Raw genomic sequence first — 707 nt, forward strand, 5'->3', positions numbered from 1 at the left:
GTCCGTCGCGTCCTTCGCCGCCGGCCTGGTCCTGGCCGCCGGCCTGGCGGTCCTGCGCGCGGAAGGGCGGGGGGCGGGACGGCGGCTCGGCATGGCCTACAGCACGATCATGACCAATACGCCGCAGCTTTCGCAGATCTTCGCGATCTTCTACTGCCTGCCGCTGCTGGGGGTCATGGTCTCGCCGTTCGCATCGGTCTTCATCGGCATGGCGCTGAATGCGGCGGCCTATCTCGCCGATATCCTGGCTGCGGGGCTGGGGCGGGTTCCGCCGCTCTATCACGACGCGGCGGCGGCGCTGGGGCTGACGCGCCGGCAGGCCTATCTGCGCGTCCTCTTTCCCCATGCGCTGCAGACGATGGCGCCGGCATTGGCCAATCATTTCCAGATCATGATCCTGGGCAGTTCGATGGCGTCCATCTTCGGGGTCGAGGACCTGACCGGCCGCGCCTACGACGTCGGCGCGACCACCTTTCGTATCCTCGAGGTGATGCTGGTGGCCGGGGCGCTGTACGCCCTGCTGTCCGTCGCCCTGACGGGGGCGTTCGCGCTGGGGCGCAGGATGTTCGAGGGCGCGGCATGATCGCCTTTTCCCACTATGACGTCGCGCTGCTGTCGCGCGCCCTGTGGACGACGCTGGTCCTGTCCGTCGCGGGCGGCGTGGCCGGCCTGGCCGGCGGGGTTGCGCGGGCCTGCCTGCGGATGGC

General features: G+C 70.0%; 1 protein-coding gene. It reads left to right on the forward strand.

The features are described from left to right. The coding region (locus HUK84_RS21460) for an amino acid ABC transporter permease (protein ID WP_176641954.1) at positions 1–583 on the forward strand (583 nt) is incomplete at its 5' end. Positions 584–707: the final 124 nt, after the last annotated feature.

It is taken from the genome of Nguyenibacter vanlangensis (assembly GCF_013376155.1).
GTDB classification, from domain to species: domain Bacteria; phylum Pseudomonadota; class Alphaproteobacteria; order Acetobacterales; family Acetobacteraceae; genus Gluconacetobacter; species Gluconacetobacter vanlangensis.